We start from the raw sequence: 15,149 nt of genomic DNA on the forward strand, positions 1-15,149 counted from the left end.
TCAAATTAATCAAAATAATAATACAATAATATTAAATAAAAACTCTACTTTTAAGTGTTCTTAACAAGGGGAAGATTACACCCAAATAAATATCTGACCATAATAAGGAAATATTCAAAATTATATTTATCATCATTTTTAGAGAAGATAACAATTGAATCAGAGAAGTTAACGATATACACTTCAGTATCACTATAGCATCCATCAAGATGAGTACTATAATTTGTTTTTTCTATACTTTTTTTGAATTTGTTTATAGAGGTTAATCTAGAATAAATTTCATCATGAGTATTTCTCATAATACTATCTTTGAAACCTAATATATCTAAAAAAGCTACAAAACGAAAATCAGTTGTTTTCCAATTTGTTTTTATTGTATTAGTCATTAAATCTTGATTTTATTTACTTTTAAAATAGTTAATAATATTTTTTTTTACACTCAAATATACCAAAAAATCACAATCAAACCCCTTATTGTAAAACTACAATCCTACAAATTTTCTCCCACTTTTGCTCGTGTTTTCTTTTACTAATTGTCAAAAAAGAATATATAAATAACGTTGCATAACCCAAAAAGCTCCTGAGAGGAGCTTTTTTTGTGGAGTATATACTATTTTAAAAACTAAGGTTTTCACTACTTCGCATTCTACGTAAGCATAAAAAAAAGCAGTAATCATATAAAATACTGCTTATATAGCTTAAAACTAAACTTCGATAACTCCATAAGAATTAAAAGCTAACTTCGGTTCCGTTCAACAGGCTTCCATCTCATGCCCTCTGGGCAAGACGAAAGCTTAGTTATTGTGCGACGTTTTTATTCTAAACAGATGTGTTTTAACTTACCCGAGTCCTCGGTTGATTATAAACAGGTGTGTTTTACCTTATCCGAGTCCTTGGTTGATAACAAAGAAATTTATTTTTAACTATAATTAGTGAGTTTTAGACGAATTAAAACGTTTATTTTTGGCGTAATATTAATTGAGACTTTCTAAAAAATGAAAAAACTATTTTTATTGACAACATTCTTTATGGTGTCAGCACTTTTTGCTCAACAAGCGACTAATACGTTAGAAGGCGTTTTTACAACAAAAGCAAAAGATGAATTATATAATCCATTGAAATTTGATGGAAAAGGAAGAGTAACAATCGGTGAATTTGATGAGGTTGGTTACGAATTTACAGAACGCAATGATTCGGTTATAATATTTGTCGAAAAAACGGTTTTTATCTTCAAAAAAGAGAAAAATCAATTAAAAGGAATTTCAGATTGGGTGGATAAAAAAGTGTATAAATCAAATTTGAAATCTTTCGAAAATAAACCTCAATCAGATTCTAAATTAGCACAACGTGCAAATTGGATGGCAGAGAATTATGATATTAATTTTAAAAATAATGCAACCTATTTGTTTGATTTTGATGAAGAAAGTTTAACTAAAAAATTAAAAGAAAATGAAGCTGCAAATGCAAAACTGTGTAAAGAAGGTTTTGATGAAAGTTGTAAAGTAGTTTTTGCCTATAAATTTGCTGAACAATCTGGTGGTGTTTTCGAAACATTAAGTGCAACAGAAGAGTTGAAATTAAAACCAAATAAAGAGTTACAGCAATTAGCACAACGTGTGATTGATTTAGGAAATCCAGATGGATACGGATTATTTTATACGTATTACTATTTTACAGGAGAAAAGGAAAAAGCGGAAGAGTTTTTACAAAAAGGATTAGATTTAGGATCTAAGTATTGTACAGAGATTTCATTAAATTCTGCTTTAAGTGAATTTGGAGAAGGCTTACAATCGGAAGTAGAAGAATCAGAAGATTAATTCGAACAAATTATCATATAAAATAAAAGCTCAACATTAGTTGAGCTTTTTGTTATTTAGTCAATAAATATTTTGCAACAGCATGATAAGCTGGTAACGAATACGGGTCGTTCGCACTATTCGATGCAACCGGATTGGAAGCAAATCGCACAATAACCATTTCCGCTTTTGGATCAACATAGATCGCTTGACCATGAACGCCACGCGCCATAAATGCTTGATGCTCATTATTGGTTACCCACCACATATCTTTGTAGCTCCAGCCTTTTAGAAGTTTATAATCTGCCTTTGCAAAAGCTTTTTGATTTCCTCCTTTTTTTATTTCGTCAACCAATTTTTTAGGCAAAATTTGATGATTATTAAAGTAACCATTGTTTCTTATCATTTCTCCAAACATTGCCAAATCTCTAAGGTTTGCATTAAATCCACCTCCTGCAAAAGCAATTCCAGCACCATCAATCTGGTAATATCCATCAAAGTTAGTTCCCAACGGTTGCCAAAATTTTTCAGATAGAATTTGAGCCAAAGGTTTATTCAATACTTTTGTAATAATCCAACCCATCACATCAGTATTCACTGTTTTATAACCAAAAGCTTCGCCATGTTTACCATTTTTCTTGACTGTTTTTAGATAATCATAATAATTTGTAGGTCCATTATAATTAGCAGGTTTAGGAAAAGGATTTCCAGCAGCCGAAAAAGCCCACACTTCTGCATTCGGATCGCTGTAATCTTCACTATACTGTAAAGCTGTGGTCATGTCCAAAACTTGACGAATCGTAGCATCACCAAAAGCTGAGGTTTTCAATTCAGGAATATAATCACTACATTTTTTATTCTCATCTAGAATACCTTCGGCAACTAACATTCCGCCCAATGTACCCGTTAAGGTTTTACTAACCGACATCAAGGTATGAGTTCCGTTTTTGTTTAGTTCTCCAAAGTAATTCTCATAAACAATAGCGCCTTTGTGTAAAACAATAATTCCATCGGTATAATTTTTTTGCAAAGATTCTTTCCATGTCATAGTTTCTTTAGTTTCTAAAGGAGTAAAAGTCACATTATCGATAGATTGATCCAATTTAGTTGCCCAAGTATATCTGTTTTCTTGTGCCGAAGCAACATTTACAGTTGGGAAAAACTCGCGCATATGACAAACGCTGTAACGCAAAGCCGGAAAGTTAAAAAAGCTACCATCTATAGCGGACAAAATATCTTCTTTTGCAGGTGGAAACCCTTTCATCCAATTAAAATTCTTTGGATCCGATTGCTCTGCAGTCAAGAATTGTTGTCCATAATTCATTTGCGTCATCACTAAAATTAAACAAACTAATATTTTTTTCATAGTTGTACTATCTATTTGGTTGATAAATGAAGTAGAGGAGAAGCTTGCTTCTCAAATTTACGAAAACCATTTTAAACTTTATTTTATTAAAAATCGGTGAATTCGAAAGAATAATAAGGTCAAATAACAAGACGAATTCACCGACAAGTTTTGAAGTATTCGATTGATTAGATCTCAACTTCTCGTTCAGAATTTGTGCAATTACTATGAACGATATAATCGATTAGTTTTCCGTTTTCAAAACACAACATTAAATCTTCTTCATAAATTGATGTATGTGTCAATTGGTTAAATTGTAATAATTTTCCTTGTGAGATTTTAATGATTCCAGAATACCAGCTCGCAAAAACTTCTTCTCTTCTCGGAAACAAATAATTCAATTCAACTTCATCCAAACCATCCAAATATCCTCTGAAATTAATCAAAAACAATTCGTCATTTCTCAATTCCCATTTCCCATAATATCCTCTCCAGCATGTTGGCGAAGGTGGAGTAAAATAAGGTGGATGATTTAATTCTCTAAAATAATGATGTAATGGTTGTTCGGCTATAATATATTGTTGGTTGTCGATTAATAAAATTTCTCCTATTTGCGCGATCATTTTTTCTTATGGTTTATTCAAATGTAAAATAGCCATTCGAATAAATGAAAAATCAATAGTGCTAATTTATCAAAATAATAAAAATTGACCGACTAAAATAAATAGTTGAAAATTATTTTGTCTTTAAATGATAAATTCGTATTTATTATTTATTTAAGAGTTATTCTTTCACCTTGTTGAGGGAAAATATAATTGATGTTATATGGATTATCTTTTAACAATTCGTCTTTAATTTTTTGCTCATAATCATCTTTTGGCTTGATATGAGTAACGATAATTGTTAAACCTTTCAACCTACTTTTTCCAACTTCTTTCGCTAATTCGCCTAATTCTTCGTTCATTAATTTTGGGGTTAAATGACCAAATAATAATTTTTCGGGTTGAGAATTCGGAAAAGAAACTTCTAACATCATTGTTTTTAATTTTCCTGATTTAATTTTAGGTGAAATTGCTTTCCAAATAGTTGATAAGTTTTGAGTTTTTTCGATACGATCAGCTCCTGTATCACCAAAATATAAGACTGCATTTGAACCATTTTCGACTAATATTGCTGAACTTTTTAAAGGGTTTACATGACTCAATTCGTAAATAGTTCCTGTGAAATTAGTACCTTCTATTGTGAAAGGTATTCCTATTTCTGCGTATTTGTAGTAATATTTATTCAAAATTGGCGATTCACCTTCATTGGCAAAATTTGCCCAAGCATCATTGGTAAAATATTTATTTTTTAAAACTGAAATTGTTTCAGAAATACCATAAATAGGCTTGTTAGAATCTTCTGGAGAATTAATAATCATCCCAGAAAGATGATCCAAATGTCCATGTGAAATAAAATATCCTTTGATATAGTTTTTCAGAATTTTATTGTTTTGTTCTTCAAAAGTACCTTTCTCTATTGCTTTATTGATTCCAGAAAGAATTGTTCCTGCATCCAATGCTAAATAGCTGTTTGTTGTTTCTTCACCAATCAAATAAGATGAAAGATTGCTTTCATTGCTACCTCCATAAACACCAAGTGGAACAATCTGAATATTTTGTGCTGATGCAATCATCGAAATTCCGAATCCAATACTTAATAGATATTTTTTCATAAAAAGAATTTTAACAAAAATACAACTGAAAAGTATTATTAAACTAAAATATCCCCATAGTTTCTAAAAACTTTAGTATTTTCACATTTCTTTAAAAATTAACGCATAAAAATTAGTTAGAATGAAATCGAAATTATCTACTAAAATATTGAAAAATTATGCGACTCAACTGATGATGAAAAAAGCAATGTATGCAGCTGCAATTGCTTTATTGGCAACGAATGTTGATGCGCAAAAGAAACCTCTTGATTTGACTGTTTTTGATGAATGGCAATCAATCGGAATGAAAGAATTATCAAATAATGGTTCGTGGGTTGCTTATCAAGTATATGCACAAGAAAGCGATAATACATTGAACTTTTTTGGTTTGAAAACAGATAAAAATCTAAGTTTTCATCGTGGTGAACAAAGTGTTTTTACAGCAGATTCTAAATTTGCCGTTTTTAAAATTCGACCTTTTTACAAAGATTTGAAATTGGTTCGAATCAAAAAGAAAAAGGAACATGAAATTGCTAAAGATTCAATCGGAATATTAAATCTTGCAACAAATCAAGTCGAGAAATTACCAAATATAAAATCATTCAAAACACCGAAAAAAGGAGGTTCTCTTTTAGCTTATTTATTAGAAAAAGAAGAAACGAAGAATGATAAAAAAGACAAGTCAGATTCTACAAAAACGAAGGATAAAGTTGCAAAATCAGCTGGAAAAGATAAGAAAGATACGCCGTTAGAATTGGTGTTGAGAAATTTGATTTCAGGTCAGAGAAAATCATTCAAAAATGTGATGAATTATGAGTTTAGCGAGAATGGTAAGCAATTAATTTTTTCGACTAAACAAGAGAAAAAAGATAGTTTAGATAAAACTAAATATGGTGTTTTCTTAGTGAATACAGCAACGTTTGTTCAAAAACAATTGGTAGATACAATTGGTGATTTTAAACAATTTGCGTTTGATGAATTAGCAAATAAAGTCGCTTTTGTTGGAACTTCTGACGAAGAGAAAAAGGAAAATAAAACATATTATTTATATTATTCTACAACAAATAATCCGCAACAAATCAGGAAATCTGAATTGTTAGGATTGAAAAAAGATTGGCAAGTTTCAGAAAATCGTCAACCAAAATTTAGCAAAGATGGAAATTCTTTGTTCATTGGTTTGATGCCGAAATTAGCAGAAAAAGACACAACTTTGATTGCTGATGATCATGCAAAAGTGGATGTTTGGAGTTACAAAGACGATTTTATTCAACCACAACAATTGAAGAATCTTGAGCGAGAGAAAAAACGTTCGTACCTATCTGTGATTGATTTATCGAATCCTGTAAAAGTGACACAATTAGCGGATTTGGATATGAATCAAGTCGAGATTTTGAACGAAGGAAATTCAAATTTTGCTTTAGGAACTTCTGATAATGCCTATCGATTAAGCTTGAATTGGGATGTAACAGGTCGTAAAGATTATTATATCATTAATACGAAAACGGGAGAGCGTGAATTATTTGCAAAAGCTTTGGCTGGAAAAGTGGAAATGTCGCCGAATGGAAAATTTGCTGTTTTTTATAATGCCGAAAATGGATTATGGTCGAGCTATAATATCGAAACAAAGGAAACAAAAGTTCTGAATAAAAAGCTGAAAGTGAAATTTTATGACGAAGAAAATGATTCACCAACTTTAGCGCAAGAATATGGAGTTGCCTATTTTACTGATAATGACGAAACGGTTTTAATCAAAGATCGATATGATATTTGGGAGTTTGATTTGGTTGGAAAACGTCGTCCAGAAAATATGACAAATGGTTTCGGTCGTAAACATAATATTACGTTTGATATCAATCAATTAAATGATGATATTAAAACAATTAATCGAGATAATTTAGTTTATTTAGGTGCTTTTAATAATCAGAATAAACAATCAGGGGTTTATCAAACAATCATTTCGAAAGCAAAAAATCCTGAAGAAGTTGTCATGTCGAATACTTGGGGAACGCAAAAAATGAAGAAAGCGTTGAATGCCAACGAATTTATTTATACAAAAGAATCGTTCCGAAATTCGCCTGATGTTTATGTTTCAACAAATTTTAAAGATGAGAAAAAGATATCTGCAATCAATCCGCAACAAAAAGATTATTTATGGGGGAATGGTGAGTTGGTAACGTGGAAAACGTATTCAGGTAAAGATGCAACAGGAGTTGTGTATAAACCAGAGAATTTTGATCCAAATAAAAAATATCCGATGATTGTTTACTTCTACGAAAAACTTTCGGATAATTTGAATCGTTATCAAGCGCCTGCGCCAACGCCTTCTCGTATTAATCACACATATTTTGTAAGTAACGATTACATTGTGTTTACACCAGATATTTCATATACAATTGGTCATCCTGGTAAATCTGCCGAAGATTATATCAATTCTGGAGTAGAAGCGTTGAAGAAAAATACGTGGGTAAATGGAAGTAAAATCGCTATACAAGGACAAAGTTGGGGAGGTTACCAAGTTGCACATTTGATCACTGCAACCAATATGTATGCTGCTGCTTGGACGGGTGCGCCTGTTGTTAATATGACTTCTGCTTATGGTGGAATTCGTTGGGGGACGGGTATGAGTCGTCAATTTCAGTACGAACAAACGCAAAGTAGAATCGGTAAAACCTTGTGGGAAGCGCCGGAATTATATATCGAAAATTCGCCTTTGTTTAATATGCCAAAAGTTACGACGCCAGTTGTAATCATGCATAACGACGAAGACGGTGCTGTTCCTTGGTATCAAGGAATTGAAATGTTTATGGCATTGCGTCGTTTACAAAAACCAGTTTGGATGTTAAATTATAACGGAGATGATCATAACTTGATAAAACGTGCGAATAAAAATGATATTCAACAACGTCAAGTTCAATTTTTTGATCATTATCTGAAAGATAAACCTGCTCCGAAATGGATGACAGAAGGTGTTTCTGCAATTAATAAAGGTATTGATTGGGGATTTGATCTAGAGAAATAATTATAGTAAATATTTAAAAGCGACCAATTTGGTCGCTTTTTTTGTCAAAAGAATTTCTTACAACACAATTATATTGTTAAATTTACATTTCATGTATAATTAACTTCTTGAAAAAGTTTTAATTTAGAGGGATAATTGCACTGAATATGAATACTAATAATCGACAAATTGTTTATATCCATGGACTAAATAGTTCGGCAAATTCAACCAAATTCAAAACTATTCTAAAAAATTATCCTTCAGCTATTTGTATTGAATGGAAAACGGAGGACAATATTGCAACTATTTTATTTGAAGCTTACGAACATTTAAAAGGTTTGGTAAATGATTTGGCAATTATAGGAAGTTCTACTGGAGGGAATTTTGGTTGGCAATTGCAACAAAAATTAAAGGAAAATGGAAAATCGAGTGAATTAATTTTGTTAAATCCTTTGGTTGATGTGTCGATGAAAGTCGAAAATAATTTTCCAGAAAATCTTTCGCAATATTTAGTGGATATGAATCGTTTCGAAAATACAACGGTTTTTCTTTCTGTACATGACGAAGTTTTGGATTTTGAAAAACTAAAAACTTTCTTTGAAATTCAACAAAATATCTTTCCACAACAAATCGAAATCATAGAAATTGATGACAATCATCGAATACGTAACTTCGAGTCATTGTTAACGTTAATTTAATTTACGCATTACAATTATTTAATTTTATTAACTGCATTTTTGCACACGAATCAAGAAATAAATAAATAAACATGAGGCAATTTTTAATATTAATACTTATTGTATTTTCAATCAGTTCGTATGCGCAAGTAAAAGATTCTACAGAATCTAAAAAGAAAACTGTACAGGATTTTAAGAATATGATGTCGCCTTATTACAGCTATGGTAACGGATTGGGAATTACTTCTCCAGATAGTCTTTATCAGGTCAATATTAGATTTCGTATGCAAAATCGCATTAGTTATAATCATAATGATGGAGAAGAAGATAATATTGATGGACAAATTCGTCGTTTAAGATTGCGTTTTGATGGATATATCGGAGATCCAAAATTTGGTTATTCGATGCAATTATCTTTTGCAGCAGGTGATGTAGGAAAAGCAGAAGAGGGTAAGAATACAAATATTATTCGTGATGCGATGATTTTCTATTACCCAAATAAACATTGGAGTTTAGGATTTGGTCAAACAAAACTTCCAGGAAATAGACAACGTGTTAATTCTTCTGGAGCATTACAATTAACGGATCGATCTATCAATAATGCAGATTTTAATATCGATCGCGATTTTGGATTTCAAGTCTTATACAATAAAAGAAATCAAGAAAAATTCTCTTATATTTTGAGAGGAGCTATTTCTACTGGTGAAGGGCGAAATTGGACAAGTTTTAAGGATACTGGTTTAGCTTATACAGGAAAAGTTGAGTTGTTTCCACTTGGAGAATTTACAAAAGGTGGAAGTAATTATGAAGGTGATTTAGTTCACGAACAAACACCAAAATTGATGATTTCGGGAGCTTATAGTTACAATGATAGAGCACATAGAACAGCAGGAATGTTAGGAGATGATATTGTAGGTGGAGGAACAGCTAATATAAAATCATTGTTTTTGGATGTGATGTTAAAATATCGTGGATGGAATTTGATGTATTCTTATATGAATCGTAATTCTGATAATGTGTTATTTTATAACCCTACAGATATTTCTGATTTTAATTATATCTATAATGGAGAAGGAATGGATTTTCAAGGTTCATACACATTCCCGAAACACTGGGAGGTGATAGGACGTTATTCAACTCAAACAGTAGATAAAGAAATTTTTGAGTTTACACCGAATACAAATCAATACACATTAGGTTTGACAAAATATATTTGGGAACATGCTTTCAAATTACAAGCAGAATTTACGTATGAACAACAAAAATTCTATAATTTAGAAAAGAAAAACAACTGGTACGCGCGTTTTCAGATAGAAATTGGGATTTAAGATATCTTATTGTAAATTAAATATTTTAGAATAAAATAAAGGTTTGATATTTGATAATATTTAATAAATTTGCAGTCAAATATCAACCTATGCAATCCAATAAAAAAAGAAAAAGTTTAAATCGAAATGTAGAGTTCGGAACTAAAAAAGTGCAATTTAAAGATGTAATTATTGTCGCAATATTAATCTTCGTAATTGTTTTAGCAATTTTGAAATTTATAAATTAATTATAAAACAAAAAACCACTTCAATTGAAGTGGTTTTTTGTTTTATTTCTTTTTGATGGAAACTAATTTTGAATCTTCTTTGCAAATTTCTAATACAAAATCATAATCCTTTGTATTGTCTTTGCTTTTATAGTTTGCCAAATATTCTCTACAAGGAACTTGATCTTTTTTCGAGTGATCAAAATCAACTTTACTTCTTTTGAATAATTCTTTTTTCAAGAATGTCGAATCTAAATTTTCTGCTTTTAAAAATGCTTGAGCTTCTGGTGAAATAGCTAATCTTTTTGAAAAAGCTTCATCCAAAACTCTTGCATTTGGAAAGTAATTACATGAGAAAGCACGAGGTCCAAACGCCATAGCGACGAAAACTAACCCAATTCCAACTCCCATCAAATACTTCATAAATCTTTGCGTAAACGTCATATGATCAATAAATTAATGTCGTGAAATGGTAAATCAAACCAATCACATAAGTTCTTTTTTACAATTCTTCCTTTGTACAAATATACGCCATTTCTTATAGTTTTATCCGATTGTACTACATTCGAAAAACCAGATTCTTCAGAAATTTGGAATAAATACGACAAGAAATAATTGCTCAACGCTTTGGTAGAGGTGCGTGCGACGCGAGAAGTGATGTTAGAAACTGCATAATGAATTATATCATTCTTAATAATGATCGGATGATCGTGAGTTGTTAATTCAGATGTTTCGAAACATCCACCTTGATCAATGCTCACATCAATAATTACAGCGCCAGCTTTCATATTTTGTACCATCATCTCAGTTACAACACAAGGTGTACGCGTTTCTCCGCGAAGTGCACCGATTGCTAAATCGCAACGTCGCAAAGCTTTTCCTAATTCTTTTGGATCTAATGTAGAAGTAGAAACTCGTTGTCCTATATTTTGTTGTAATCGTCTTAATCTCGTTAATGAATTATCAAAAACACGAACCGAAGCACCTAAACCTAAAGCTGTTCTTGTCGCATTTTCTGCAACCGTTCCAGCTCCAAGAATCACAACTTCTGTTGGTCGAACACCTGTTACGCCACCCATCAAAATTCCGTTTCCTCCGTTTGTAGAAGACATCAATTCACTTGCGACCAAAATTGCTGTTGTTCCAGCAATTTCACTTAATAAACGAACAACTGGTAAATGATTTTGTTCATCACGAATAAATTCAAATCCAACCGCATTCACACGTTTTGTAATTAATTTCTGAAAATATTCGCGTCTTAAAGTATTTGTAGGGACAGATGAAATAATCAAAGCATTTGGTTTTACCCAATCAATTTCATCTAAAGTAAGTGGACCAACTTTTAGAATAATAGGTTTCTCGAAAACAGCTTGCGTATTGTAAGAAATTTGCGCACCAGCTTCCGAATATTCTTTATCTGAATAATTTGCACTTTCTCCTGCTCCGGTTTCTATCGTAACTTGATGTCCATTATTGACTAAAATTTCGACTGCATCAGGAGAAAGACAAATTCTTTTTTCTTGATTATTTGTTTCTTTTGGAATTCCAATATCAAAGCGTTCTTTCTTATGAGGAATCTCTAAACGCTCGGGTTGAGGAATAAGATCTTCCTGAGAAAAAGGCGTGAAAATATTTTTTCCGTCCATATACTATTAACTAAAATTTAAATGACGAACGCCATCTACATTTTTCAATGTAATTGTGTGGTGCTCATCTGGTATAAAGTTAGCAATTTTATTTGGCCATTCCATTAAACAATATTGATTAGAATATAAATATTCTTCAATCCCAAAATCTAAGGCTTCATCTTCATGATTTAGACGATAAAAATCGAAATGATAAACTTTTCCTTTATCTGTTTCATATTCATTTACAATCGAAAAAGTCGGGCTCGAAACTTCATCATTTGTTCCCAAAGCTTTTACAAACTCTTTGATAAAAGTTGTTTTTCCAGCTCCCATTTCTCCTTCGAAAGTGATTAATTTATGCTGAAGTTGATCGATTATTTTTTGAGCAACTTCAGGTAATTCGTCTAAATTATTGATGATAAATTCCATTTAATTTTTTGGTGTTAAAACAACCATTGGGATAATTATTTCCTCCAACGAAATTCCACCGTGTTGGTAAGTGTTTTTGTAATAATTAACGAAATGATTGTAATTTTTTGGATACGTTAAAAATAAATTTTCTTTTGCAAAGATATACTTTGACGTAACATTAACCTTAGGTAAAAGGAATTTTTCTGGTTGCTCAACCGCCAAAACATCTTTTGGATCGTATTGCAATTGTTTCCCCAATTTATAACGCAAATTTGTACTCGCTTCTTTGTCGCCAATTACCTTCGTAGGCTCTTTTACGTAAATTGTTCCGTGATCGGTTGTTACAATAATTTTCATTTTTTCTTGCGCCGCTTTTTTCACAATTTCCATTAAATATGAATTTTCAAACCAATGTTTTGTGATCGAACGATACGTTTTATCATCACGAATAATTTCTCCAACAATTTTGTTGTCTGTTTTCGCATGCGAAAGAATATCGATAAAGTTATAGACAATTACATTCAAATTATTCTTTTTGTAATTATTAAAATCATCTGCAATTTTTTTCTCGAAATCAGAATTTAAAATTTTAAAATAATTATACGATAAATCGCCAAAACCAAGACGTTTTAATTGTTCTCCTAACAATTCTTTTTCGTACATATTTTTATTTCCTTCATCGGTATCATTCAACCAATATTCAGGATGTTTTTTCTCAATTTCCAACGGCATTAAACCCGAAAAGAACGCATTTCTAGCATATTGCGTTGCCGAAGGTAAAATACTATAATATAAATTTTCGGCTTCTGAATTATAATAACGATTGAAAATTGGCTCAATAACTTTCCATTGATCGTAGCGTAAATTATCCACCATAATCAATAAAACATTTTTATCTTTTCCAAGATGAGGTCGAACCAATTGATTGAAAATTGTATGTGATAAAACGGGACGATCTTCGTCGTCGTGCAACCAATCTTCGTAATTACGTTCTATAAATTTGAAGAAAGCTGCATTTGCTTCACTTTTCTGATTTTCGATGATTTGAGAAAGTGCTGTATCTTCGATATTTTCAAGTTCAAGTTCCCAAAAAACTAATTTTTTATAAATCTCTTGCCAATCTTCAAAATCGCGTGCATTCATCATATCCATTGTGATATTTCTGAATTCCTGTTGATAATTAATCACTGTTTTTTCAGAAATAATTTTCGATGCGTCCAAAATCTTTTTCAAACTCAATAAAATCTGATTTGGATTAACCGGTTTAATTAAATAATCTGCTATATGTGAGCCAATTGCATCTTCCATGATATGTTCTTCCTCACTTTTTGTGACCATAATAACAGGAAGATTTGGACGCAATTCTTTAATTTTTGGTAAAGCTTCCAATCCGCTCAAACCGGGCATATTTTCGTCGATTAAAACCGCTGCAAAGCTCTCTTTTTCTATTTCTTCTAATGCATCAGTCGCATTATTTATCATTGTTGTATCGTATCCTTTCTTCTCTAAAAAAAGCTGGTGTGGTTTCAATAAATCGATTTCATCATCAATCCATAAAATTTTTATAGCCATTTGTTATATTTTTATTTTTTATATTGATTTCTACTTTTAGAATTATTCCAAATATAGCGATTACGGAAATGTTAAAATCAAAATTGTATGTTAAACAAAATTGTAGTTTTCCCAAAATTTGCGATGATTATTTAGCATAAATAATTCCAAAAATGATTTTTATCTAAAATATTTTATAAAAACCATTCTTAATCAAAAAAGTAACGTTCTGAATGAGTAAAAATTCTTATCTTTGCCGACAAAACAGTACGTTTGAATCCATTAAACAATAATAAGTTGAAGATAGTAAATGATCCAGTTCATGGATTTATTACGATTCCAAACGAGCTTATTTATCAGATTATTCAACATCCATATTTTCAGCGACTTCGTAGAATTACGCAAACTGGATTAACAGAAATGGTTTATCCAGGAGCGAGACATTCTCGTTTTCATCACGCTTTAGGTTGTATGCATTTGATGCAAAAAGCCTTAAATATTCTCAAAAGAAAAAACGTCGACATTACTCCAGAAGAAGAAAATGGAGCTTTAATCGCGATTTTATTGCATGATTTGGGACACGGACCTTTTTCTCATTCTCTTGAACATTCTATAATTAATGGTTCGCATCACGAAGAAGTTTCGCTTCGTTTGATGGAAGAATTGAATCAAATTTTTGATAATCGATTAGCTCTAGCTATTCAAATTTTTAAAGGAAATTATCCGAAAAAGTTCTTGTCACAATTAGTTTCGAGTCAGTTGGATTGCGATCGCATGGATTATTTGAAGCGCGATAGTTTTTACACAGGAGTGGTAGAAGGAAATATCAATCCGGAACGAATTATCTCAATGATGAATGTCTCGAATGATGAGTTGGTGATAGAAGCAAAGGGAATTTCGTCGGTCGAGAAATTTTTGATGGCGCGTATGTTTATGTACATGCAAGTGTATATGCATAAGAAATCGTTTACAGCAGAGAATTTTTTGATTAGCGTTTTGAGAAGAGCGAAAGAATTGACAAAAACGGGAGAAAATCTTTTTGCAACGTTTGCTTTTAAATACTTTTTAAAAGAAAATGAAGTTGGAAGTTTATCGAAAGAAGGTTTAGAAATTTTCACACGTTTGGACGACTCGGATGTTTTATCAGCGATAAAAGAATGGCAGTTTCATGATGATTTAATTTTGAGTAAATTATCAAAAAATATCATTCAGCGTACATTACCAAAATCATATTTGATGGATACAAAATTATCCGAAGAAGAAATTTTGGTTGAAAAAAATAGAGTAGAAAATGCTTTAGGAATTGATGATGCAAGTTATTTTGTGGAACAAACAACGATAAAAATTGTTCCGTACGAAAAATCAAAAAGTCCAATAAAGGTTTTATATAAAAATGGTGAGGTAAAAGAAATTTCGAGTTCAGAAAAAAGTTTGTTAACGCAATTTTTGCAACAAGAAATTACAAAATATCATTACCATAGCGTTTAAATATCGATTTGAAGAATTTGACAAAAAA

General features: G+C 31.2%; 13 protein-coding genes. 5 read left to right on the forward strand and 8 right to left on the reverse strand.

Going from position 1 to position 15,149, the window contains the following annotated elements; all coding sequences use genetic code 11:
- Positions 1 to 50: 50 nt before the first annotated feature.
- Entirely contained in the window at positions 51 to 386 is a 336-nt protein-coding gene (locus tag B4L98_RS07170) for a hypothetical protein (protein ID WP_219035349.1), read from the reverse strand.
- Positions 387 to 995: 609 nt separating this feature from the next.
- Between B4L98_RS07170 and B4L98_RS07175 the strand changes: the two genes are divergently transcribed.
- Positions 996 to 1,817, forward strand: a complete 822-nt coding sequence (locus tag B4L98_RS07175) for a hypothetical protein (RefSeq protein ID WP_286496213.1) — start codon at positions 996 to 998, stop codon at positions 1,815 to 1,817.
- Between the two features lie 52 nt (positions 1,818 to 1,869).
- Here B4L98_RS07175 and B4L98_RS07180 read toward each other — a convergent pair whose 3' ends face one another.
- The 3 genes from B4L98_RS07180 to B4L98_RS07190 form a co-directional block, all read right to left on the reverse strand.
- Complete coding sequence (locus tag B4L98_RS07180) at positions 1,870 to 3,162, reverse strand: serine hydrolase domain-containing protein (protein WP_291048098.1); 1,293 nt, start codon at positions 3,160 to 3,162, stop codon at positions 1,870 to 1,872.
- Between the two features lie 167 nt (positions 3,163 to 3,329).
- Positions 3,330 to 3,764 carry a hypothetical protein gene (locus B4L98_RS07185; RefSeq protein ID WP_219035348.1) on the reverse strand — a complete coding sequence of 145 codons (435 nt, stop codon included), beginning with the start codon at positions 3,762 to 3,764 and terminating at the stop codon, positions 3,330 to 3,332.
- 149 nt (positions 3,765 to 3,913) lie between these two features.
- The gene (locus B4L98_RS07190; protein ID WP_219035347.1) at positions 3,914 to 4,855 is read right to left on the reverse strand and encodes an MBL fold metallo-hydrolase; all 942 of its coding nucleotides are present in this window, start codon (positions 4,853 to 4,855) and stop codon (positions 3,914 to 3,916) included.
- A 121-nt stretch (positions 4,856 to 4,976) separates the two neighbouring features.
- On the opposite strand from B4L98_RS07190, the gene B4L98_RS07195 reads away from it, so the two are divergent.
- The 3 genes from B4L98_RS07195 (at position 4,977) to B4L98_RS07205 (ending at position 9,837) form a co-directional block, all read left to right on the forward strand.
- Complete coding sequence (locus B4L98_RS07195; protein ID WP_291048092.1) at positions 4,977 to 7,853, forward strand: alpha/beta hydrolase family protein; 2,877 nt, start codon at positions 4,977 to 4,979, stop codon at positions 7,851 to 7,853.
- Positions 7,854 to 7,999: 146 nt separating this feature from the next.
- A complete protein-coding gene (locus tag B4L98_RS07200) occupies positions 8,000 to 8,530 on the forward strand; it encodes a YqiA/YcfP family alpha/beta fold hydrolase (protein WP_219035345.1) in 531 nt (176 codons plus the stop codon).
- Positions 8,531 to 8,601: 71 nt separating this feature from the next.
- On the forward strand, positions 8,602 to 9,837 hold the full coding sequence (locus tag B4L98_RS07205) for a porin (RefSeq protein ID WP_286496216.1): 1,236 nt from the start codon (positions 8,602 to 8,604) through the stop codon (positions 9,835 to 9,837).
- A 269-nt stretch (positions 9,838 to 10,106) separates the two neighbouring features.
- Here B4L98_RS07205 and B4L98_RS07210 read toward each other — a convergent pair whose 3' ends face one another.
- Genes B4L98_RS07210 through B4L98_RS07225 form a run of 4 tightly spaced genes read right to left on the reverse strand, consistent with a single transcriptional unit; the run spans position 10,107 to position 13,654 of the window.
- The gene (locus tag B4L98_RS07210) at positions 10,107 to 10,466 is read right to left on the reverse strand and encodes a hypothetical protein (RefSeq protein WP_147280013.1); all 360 of its coding nucleotides are present in this window, start codon (positions 10,464 to 10,466) and stop codon (positions 10,107 to 10,109) included.
- 17 nt (positions 10,467 to 10,483) lie between these two features.
- Positions 10,484 to 11,689: an alanine dehydrogenase gene (locus tag B4L98_RS07215; protein ID WP_221856537.1), complete on the reverse strand. Its 1,206-nt coding sequence runs from the start codon at positions 11,687 to 11,689 to the stop codon at positions 10,484 to 10,486.
- 6 nt (positions 11,690 to 11,695) lie between these two features.
- Entirely contained in the window at positions 11,696 to 12,100 is a 405-nt protein-coding gene (gene tsaE / locus B4L98_RS07220; protein WP_219035101.1) for a tRNA (adenosine(37)-N6)-threonylcarbamoyltransferase complex ATPase subunit type 1 TsaE, read from the reverse strand.
- On the reverse strand, positions 12,101 to 13,654 hold the full coding sequence (locus B4L98_RS07225) for a bifunctional response regulator/alkaline phosphatase family protein (RefSeq protein WP_291077902.1): 1,554 nt from the start codon (positions 13,652 to 13,654) through the stop codon (positions 12,101 to 12,103).
- Between the two features lie 276 nt (positions 13,655 to 13,930).
- On the opposite strand from B4L98_RS07225, the gene B4L98_RS07230 reads away from it, so the two are divergent.
- Complete coding sequence (locus B4L98_RS07230; RefSeq protein WP_286496217.1) at positions 13,931 to 15,121, forward strand: HD domain-containing protein; 1,191 nt, start codon at positions 13,931 to 13,933, stop codon at positions 15,119 to 15,121.
- The last annotated feature ends 28 nt before the right edge of the window (positions 15,122 to 15,149 follow it).

This window comes from Empedobacter sp. UBA5528, from assembly GCF_002426075.1.
In the GTDB taxonomy this organism is placed as follows: Bacteria; Bacteroidota; Bacteroidia; order Flavobacteriales; family Weeksellaceae; genus Empedobacter; species Empedobacter falsenii_B.

Excerpts from the sequence above, each read along its gene's own strand:
- B4L98_RS07170 (WP_219035349.1), bottom strand. The coding sequence starts at position 386 with ATGACTAATACAATAAAAACAAATTGGAAAACAACTGATTTTCGTTTT.
- B4L98_RS07175 (WP_286496213.1), top strand. The coding sequence starts at position 996 with ATGAAAAAACTATTTTTATTGACAACATTCTTTATGGTGTCAGCACTT.
- B4L98_RS07180 (WP_291048098.1), bottom strand. The coding sequence starts at position 3,162 with ATGAAAAAAATATTAGTTTGTTTAATTTTAGTGATGACGCAAATGAAT.
- B4L98_RS07185 (WP_219035348.1), bottom strand. The coding sequence starts at position 3,764 with ATGATCGCGCAAATAGGAGAAATTTTATTAATCGACAACCAACAATAT.
- B4L98_RS07190 (WP_219035347.1), bottom strand. The coding sequence starts at position 4,855 with ATGAAAAAATATCTATTAAGTATTGGATTCGGAATTTCGATGATTGCA.
- B4L98_RS07195 (WP_291048092.1), top strand. The coding sequence starts at position 4,977 with ATGAAATCGAAATTATCTACTAAAATATTGAAAAATTATGCGACTCAA.
- B4L98_RS07200 (WP_219035345.1), top strand. The coding sequence starts at position 8,000 with ATGAATACTAATAATCGACAAATTGTTTATATCCATGGACTAAATAGT.
- B4L98_RS07205 (WP_286496216.1), top strand. The coding sequence starts at position 8,602 with ATGAGGCAATTTTTAATATTAATACTTATTGTATTTTCAATCAGTTCG.
- B4L98_RS07210 (WP_147280013.1), bottom strand. The coding sequence starts at position 10,466 with ATGAAGTATTTGATGGGAGTTGGAATTGGGTTAGTTTTCGTCGCTATG.
- B4L98_RS07215 (WP_221856537.1), bottom strand. The coding sequence starts at position 11,689 with ATGGACGGAAAAAATATTTTCACGCCTTTTTCTCAGGAAGATCTTATT.
- tsaE (WP_219035101.1), bottom strand. The coding sequence starts at position 12,100 with ATGGAATTTATCATCAATAATTTAGACGAATTACCTGAAGTTGCTCAA.
- B4L98_RS07225 (WP_291077902.1), bottom strand. The coding sequence starts at position 13,654 with ATGGCTATAAAAATTTTATGGATTGATGATGAAATCGATTTATTGAAA.